The organism is Actinomyces sp. oral taxon 849 str. F0330 (assembly GCF_000239715.1).
Taxonomy (GTDB): domain Bacteria; phylum Actinomycetota; class Actinomycetes; order Actinomycetales; family Actinomycetaceae; genus Actinomyces; species Actinomyces johnsonii.
Genome location: NZ_JH470356.1, coordinates 117,916 through 121,981, shown reverse-complemented (window position 1 = coordinate 121,981; position 4,066 = coordinate 117,916). Strand labels below are relative to the sequence as shown.

General features: G+C 69.7%; 4 protein-coding genes. 3 read left to right on the top strand and 1 reads right to left on the bottom strand.

The window, feature by feature from the left end:
* The coding region (locus HMPREF0975_RS16825; protein WP_009234348.1) for a FadR/GntR family transcriptional regulator at positions 1–333 on the bottom strand (333 nt) is incomplete at its 3' end.
* Positions 334–459: 126 nt separating this feature from the next.
* On the opposite strand from HMPREF0975_RS16825, the gene HMPREF0975_RS11475 reads away from it, so the two are divergent.
* From HMPREF0975_RS11475 to HMPREF0975_RS11465, 3 genes are all read left to right on the top strand, one after another.
* Positions 460–987, top strand: a complete 528-nt coding sequence (locus HMPREF0975_RS11475) for a gluconokinase (protein WP_009234347.1) — start codon at positions 460–462, stop codon at positions 985–987.
* Between the two features lie 137 nt (positions 988–1,124).
* On the top strand, positions 1,125–2,537 hold the full coding sequence (locus tag HMPREF0975_RS11470) for a GntP family permease (protein WP_009234346.1): 1,413 nt from the start codon (positions 1,125–1,127) through the stop codon (positions 2,535–2,537).
* A gap of 230 nt (positions 2,538–2,767) precedes the next feature.
* The coding region (locus HMPREF0975_RS11465) for a DEAD/DEAH box helicase (protein WP_009234345.1) at positions 2,768–4,066 on the top strand (1,299 nt) is incomplete at its 3' end.

Below are 4,066 nucleotides of genomic sequence, written 5' to 3'. Positions count from 1 at the left end.
CGCCGCGGCGACCGGCTCGATGGCGGCGCGCAGCTCGGTCAGGGCGCCGAGCTTGGGGCCGTGCGGATCGGCCTCGAGCTGCCAGCGCACGAGCTCGGGCGCAAGGGCAGACCAGTGCTCGCGCGGCTGAACCACGATGCCCACCCGACGTCGCGAGGCGACGATGCCGATGGACTCCAAGGTGTGGACGCAATCGCGCGCCAGTGTCCGGGAGACGCCGTAACGGGACTGGAGTGTCTCCAGCGTCAGGCTCTGGCCCGGCGCCATCTCCCCGGTCACGATGGCGCGCCCGAGGGAGTCGAGGACGTCGCGACGTCGGTCAGTGGAGGGCATAGGTGGGCTTCCGGAGGAGTGGTGCGAGATGTCTGTGGGAGATGCTATCCGACCCTTTTAAAAATACTACGTTTGAGGTATATTTGTCGTATCAGTTCACGACAACGGCGTCATCAAGGAGCAGACATGAGCCGATCCGTCGAGCACCTCGTCCTCATGGGGGTCTCCGGCTGCGGCAAGACCACAGCCGCACTCAACCTTCACAACGCTCTGGGCTGGCCCGTCGCCGAGGCCGACGACTTCCACCCCGAGGCCAACATCGACAAGATGAGCCGCGGCATCGCCCTGACCGACGAGGACCGCTGGCCCTGGCTGGAATCCATGCGCGACTGGATGAGCGAGCGCGCCGCCGATGGCGTCAAGACGATCGTCACGTGCTCAGCGCTCAAGCGCTCCTACCGCGACCTGCTCTCCGGCGCGCAGGGCCGGGTCTTCTTCATCCACCTGCTCGCCCAACCCGAGGAGCTCCAGGAGCGCATGGCCCACCGCGAGGGGCACTTCATGCCCCCGAGCCTGCTGCCGTCCCAGTTCGCCGCCCTCGAGCCCCTGTCCGACGACGAGGACGGCGTCACCGTGGTCTCGCGGGCGACGCCGGAGGAGACCTTCGAGGCAATCCTCGCCGCACTCGAGCAGGCCTCGGCCGACGCTGGCTGAGCGCCGATCTTCGCTGATAGCCGCTGGCGCCCACGTCAACCAACCGAGGCGCGCGGCGCACAGTCAACCCGGCCCGCCGAACCCGGCATGCGCACACCTCGTCCTCACTCCACCTCCCGACGACAACGGAGACAACAATGACGTTCACTCTTCCGGCTCAACCGGTCGTGCTGCCGACCGCCGACACCGTGAGCCACACGGACAATCACACGCAGCTCATCGCGGCCGCTCTGCTCGGCATCGCCACGATCATCGTGCTCATCGTCTGGCGCAAGATGCACCCCTTTCTCGCGCTGACGCTGGGCTCGGCGGTCCTGGCCGTCGTCGCCGGCATCCCGCTGGCCGACACCTTTACCGCCTTCACCAAGGGAATGGGCTCCACGATCGGTGACGTGGGCACCCTCATCGCCTTCGGAGCGATCATCGGCCGCCTCCTCATCGACTCCGGCGGTGCCGACCAGATCGTCGACACCGTCCTGGCCCGCGCGCCCGGCCCCCGCCTTCCCTGGGCGATGGCGCTCATCGCCTTCGTCGTCGGCATCCCGCTGTTCTTCGAGGTCGGCATCGTCCTGCTCATCCCCGTGGTCATGATCGTCGCCCGGCGGGCCCACCAGCCGCTCATCGCGCTGGGCGTGCCCGCCCTGGCCGGCCTGTCCGCGCTCCACGGCCTCGTGCCGCCGCACCCCGGACCGCTCATCGCCATCAACGCCGTCAAGGCCGACCTGGGGCTCACCCTCGGACTGGGGCTGCTGGTCGCCGTACCCACGGTCATCATCTCCGGGCCCATCGCGGCCCGCTTCATGGCCAGGTGGGTACCGATTGAGGCGCCCGAGCCACTGGGGGCCTCGGATGAGGAGCACGGGGGACCGCGACCCTCCTTCGCGACCTCGATCGTGGTGGTTCTGCTGCCCGTGGGACTCATGCTTCTGCGTACTGTCGTCGAGACCCTCGTCCCCGAGGACAGCGACAACCTGGTAGTCCACGCGGCACTATTCGTGGGCAAGCCGATCGTCGCCCTGCTGATCACGGTCCTGGCCGCCATGTACCTCTTCGGGGCCCGCCTAGGGCTGGGTGCCGACGACGTCAGCGGACGGGTCGGGGCCTCGCTCGCACCCATCGCCGGGATCCTGCTCATCGTCGGGGCCGGGGGAGGATTCAAGCAAACCCTTGTCGACTCAGGGATTGCCAACATCATCGCTGCCTGGATCCAGCAGGCGGCCGTGCCCGCCCTCCTGGCCGGATGGCTCGTGGCCGTCGCCGTGCGCCTGGCCACGGGATCGGCGACCGTCGCCACCATCACCGCGGCCGGCATCATGGCGCCGCTGACCACTCACATGCCACGGGTCGAGGTCGCCCTTCTCGTCCTGGCGATCGGCGCGGGCTCAGTGTTCCTCTCCCACGTCAACGACGCCGGCTTCTGGTTGGTCAAGGAGTACTTCGGGATGACCGTGGGGCAGACCTTCAAGACCTGGTCGCTGATGGAGACGATCCTGTCCGTGGTCGCCATGGTCGCGATCGGCCTCCTCGCACTCGTCCTGGGAGTCTTCTGACCAGCCGCTGAAGTATGTGAGCGGCGTCCTTGGGGAACGGTGATATCTCGGGCAGGATGGCGTTCTGGTCCGGGCGCCGCCCGGTCTGGCTGGTGCCCCGGTCCTGGCGCGCGTCGACTCATCTGACGCCTCGCGCCGTCGAGCCGCGTACGCCGGCACCTCACGCACCGACGCGCACGCTGCCTGCGACTCGCGCCGGCGTGCTCGCGGTCCCAACCGACAGGACCCTCGTGGCCGCACACCGCACCTCCGCCTCCCACCGCTTCGCCTCCGGGAAGACCCCGGCCGCTGGGGAGGCCACCTTCACCTCCCTCGGCGTGGACTCCGACCTGGCCACCGACCTCGACTCGCGCGGTTTCACCGCGCCCTTCCCCATTCAGGCCACCACCCTGCCCGACACCCTCGCCGGGCGCGATGTGCTCGGCCGCGGCCGTACCGGATCGGGCAAGACCCTGGCCTTCAGCCTCCCGCTGGTCCAGCGCTTGGCCCAGCAGGACAAGGCCCGCCCCGGCCACCCCATTGGCCTGGTCCTGGCCCCCACCCGCGAGCTCGCCCTCCAGATCGCCGAGGTCATCGAGCCCCTGGCCCGCGTGGTCGATATGGACGTGACCACCATCTTCGGCGGCGTCTCGGCCAAGCCCCAGGAGAAGGCCCTCAAGGCGGGGGTCGACGTCGTCGTCGCCTGCCCCGGCAGGCTCCTGGACCTCATGGGGCAAGGGCTCATCGAGCTCGACGAGGTCGAGATCACCGTCCTGGACGAGGCCGACCACATGGCCGACCTCGGCTTCCTGCCCAATGTCCGCCGCATCCTGCGCGCCACCCCGCAGCGCGGCCAGCGCATGCTGTTCTCCGCCACCCTGGACAACGGCGTGGACACACTGGTCAAGGAGTTCCTCCACAATCCGCTCCAGCACTCCGTGGACCCCTCGACCTCGCCGGTGGACGCCATGGCCCACCGCGTGTGGATGGTCGCGGACAAGACTGCCAAAGACGGCATCGTGCGGCGCCTGGCCTCCGGAGAGGGACAGCGCATCCTGTTCACCCGCACCAAGCACCTCGCCCGGCGCCTGGCCCGCAAGCTCGTCCAGGCCGGCATCCCTGCCGTCGAGCTGCAGGGGAACATGAGCCAGAACGCGCGCGAGCGCGCCATGCGGGCCTTCTCCACCGGGCAGGTCCACGTCATGGTCGCCACCGATATCGCCGCCCGCGGTATCGACGTCTCCGGCGTCGAGCTCGTCGTCCACGTCGACCCGCCCGCCGAGCACAAGGCCTACCTGCACCGCTCCGGGCGCACCGCCCGCGCCGGGGCAGCCGGGAGTGTCGTCACCCTCGTCTTGCCCGAGCAGGGCCGCGACGTCCAGGTCCTGCTCAAGAAGGCGCGTATCCGCGCGGACATCGAGCGCATCCGGCCCGACGACGACGCCGTGGCCGCCCTCGTGGGGCGGGTCGCCGACGCCGTCGCGATCGAGGACATGCCCGAGGGCGTGGCCGTCAAGGGCGGCAGCCCCGGCGGGCGGGCCTCCACCGGG

Excerpts from the sequence above, each read along its gene's own strand:
- HMPREF0975_RS11475 (WP_009234347.1), top strand. The coding sequence starts at position 460 with ATGAGCCGATCCGTCGAGCACCTCGTCCTCATGGGGGTCTCCGGCTGC.
- HMPREF0975_RS11470 (WP_009234346.1), top strand. The coding sequence starts at position 1,125 with ATGACGTTCACTCTTCCGGCTCAACCGGTCGTGCTGCCGACCGCCGAC.